The organism is Brachybacterium sp. ACRRE (assembly GCF_022346485.1).
Lineage (GTDB): Bacteria > Actinomycetota > Actinomycetes > Actinomycetales > Dermabacteraceae > Brachybacterium > Brachybacterium halotolerans.
Genome location: NZ_JAKRMO010000122.1, coordinates 1 through 2,780, shown reverse-complemented (window position 1 = coordinate 2,780; position 2,780 = coordinate 1). Strand labels below are relative to the sequence as shown.

The following is a 2,780-nucleotide window of genomic DNA, read 5'->3' as shown; positions in this document are numbered from 1 at the left end:
CTCGCGGGCCTGACGGTCGTGGACCATGCGCACGGCACGGTCACGGAGCTCTGGGCTGAACTTCTTGGGCATACTCCGATTCTCCTTCGTGAGACTCGGAACGGAACCCAGGGCGCTTCAGTCACCGAACCATGCAGCGTCGAACGGCTCCGGACAACGGCAACCGTTGACGGCGTGAAGCAGACCTATTGCCGACACCTTGAAACACAAGAGGAGGCAGTCAATGAACCCGAACTTCACACGCGTGACGCCCCGACGGCCCGGCACCAGCGCTCCCGGCCATCGCGACGGCACGGACCACCTCAGCCGCCGTCGGCTGCCCGCGCGCGTCCACATCAGCCGGCCCGTCCGCCGCGCAGTCGAGCTGCGCCCGGTCGCTGAGGAATCGTGCCCATGATCACCCTCCGCCTCCCCGCACTGTTCATTCCCAGTCCGCCGACGGCGGAATGGCTGCTGTTCGGCCGACTCCCGATCCGTGCCTATGCGCTGTGCATCATCTCCGGCGTGATCATCGGCACCGTTGTCGCGACCCGACGATGGATCGCCCGTGGCGGCAGCCGCGACGCGGTCGAGAGCGTCGCGCTGGTCTCGGTCCCGTTCGGCATCGTCGGAGCCCGCCTCTACCACGTGATCACCGACTACCAGCTCTACTTCGGACCGGGTCGTCACTGGTACCGCGCGTTCTTCATCTGGGATGGCGGCCTGGGCATCTGGGGCGGTGTCGCGCTCGGAGCGTTCGGCGGCTACCTGGTTGCGCGTCGACGCCGGATCAGATTCTGGGCGCTCGCCGACGCTCTCGCCCCCGGGGTGGCGATCGCCCAGGCGGTCGGACGGCTGGGCAACTGGTTCAACCAGGAACTCTTCGGCCGGCCGACCACGCTGCCCTGGGCCTTGGAGATCGCGCCACAGAACCGGCCCGTCGGCTACGGGCAGTACGCCACCTTCCACCCGACGTTCCTGTACGAACTGGTCTGGGATCTGGGAGTGGCGATCGCGGTGATCGCGCTCGACCGCCGGCTCCGGCTTGGCCACGGCAAGGCGTTCATGCTCTACGTGATGTTCTACACCGCCGGCAGAGCCTGGGTGGAGGGCCTGCGCATCGATCCCGCGCACCGCTTCGGACCGTTCCGGCTCAACGACTACGTCTCGGCGATCGTCTTCTTGACCGCACTGATCTGCCTTCTGTGGCTGATCGGCAACAAGCCCGGCCGAGAGCAGGTCGTCGAGGGCGAGCGGCCTCACGCCGTCGGCCGGCTGCCGGGCAGCGATCACGCCGGTCAAACACCCCAAGCGCCCACTGCCCAGTCGCCAACGGTGTCGGACCGCTCAGAGGCGTCCACGCGCGATCACTCCACCAAGCCAGAGCAATGCTCCGGCTCAGTCGAGCGCGGCGGCGGGAGCCCGATGTGATCTACCGAATCGGAGACTCGCCTTCGGCCAGCGGCATCGTCAGTCTGGTTGACGATCGCGACAATGCTGTGACCGGCGTGGACTGCGCCGCCCGCCTCCGTCGACGTCAGACGATTCGGTTGCTCGGCCGGCCGGTCTTGGCGGCCTTGTCCGGGTTGTCGCTCGGGTTCGCCTTTCAGCCGTACGGGTTGTGGCCGCTGGCCTTCCTCGGCGTCGCCGGACTGTCCGTCGCCGTCCACGCTGTTCCGCCTCGTCGTGGTTTCGCCGTCGGGTACGTGTTCGGCGTGGCGATGCTCCTGGTCGCGATCGGCTGGATCCGGGTGATCGTCGGCGGCGGCACCGCCGCCTACCTGGGTGTGGTGGGCCTGATCGGATTCGAGGCCGTCTTCTTCGGGCTGCTCGGCCTCGCGTTGTCGATCATCGGGCGGCTCCGGTCCTGGCCGGTGTTCGCCGCAGCGGCCTGGGTCGGCATCGAGTACCTCTACGCGCGCTATCCGTTCGGCGGCTTCGGCTGGACCCGTCTGGCCTACACCGCAGTCGACACCCCGCTGGCGGGCCTGCTGCCCTTCATCGGCACCGTCGGGGTGTCGTTCGCGGTGGCCCTGCTGGCCCAGTGCCTCGGCTGGCTCGTGATCCAGATCGGCCAGGCACGACGGTCACCCGGACGGCTGTCACGCAACGTGGTGGGGCGGATAGCGATTCCGGCGTTGGCGGCCTGGTCGATCGTGATGGGCACGGGGCTGGCCCTGTCCGATTGGAATCCCGGGCCCTCGGCTCCCGGGCAGAGCGCCCGCGTGGGCATCGTCCAGGGCAACGTGCCAGGGAAGGGGATCGACGCCATGGGCCGGATGCGCACCGTGACCGCGAACCATGTCCAGGAGACCCGCCGTCTGATCAGCGCGGCCGATCAGGGACGGATGGCCCGTCCCGACTTCGTCCTGTGGCCGGAGAATTCCACCGACATCGATCCGACCGTCGATCCGATCACGCGCGACCAGCTGCAGTCGGCGGCCGAGCGTGCCGGGGTTCCCATCTTCGCCGGCGCAGTGATGGACGGCCCCGGCGTCGACGAGCGGCGGACCAGCGGCCTGTGGTGGGATCCGCGCCGCGGCGTCGTCGCCCGCTACGACAAGCGCAATCTGGTTCCCTTCGGCGAGTGGATCCCGTTCCGCGACCAGCTGCTGCCCATCTTTCCGATCTTGAAACTGGTCGGGGCCCAGTCGGTGCCGGGCACCCGGCCGGGCGCACTGTCTGAAGCGCCCTGGGTTCCGTTCCGAGTCTCACGAAGGAGAATCGGAGTATGCCCAAGAAGTTCAGCCCAGAGCTCCGTGACCGTGCCGTGCGCATGGTCCACGACCGTCAGGCCCGCG

At 68.5% G+C, this 2,780-nt stretch carries 2 protein-coding genes; both read left to right on the top strand.

Translation table 11 applies throughout. From position 1 onward, the window contains the following. Window positions 1-393: 393 nt before the first annotated feature. Complete coding sequence (gene lgt / locus MHY49_RS18850) at window positions 394-1,410, top strand: prolipoprotein diacylglyceryl transferase (protein WP_239206781.1); 1,017 nt, start codon at window positions 394-396, stop codon at window positions 1,408-1,410. Further along, on the top strand, window positions 1,407-2,780 hold a 1,374-nt coding region (lnt, locus tag MHY49_RS18845), incomplete at its 3' end, for an apolipoprotein N-acyltransferase (RefSeq protein WP_239206779.1). The genes lgt and lnt, both read left to right, overlap by 4 nt.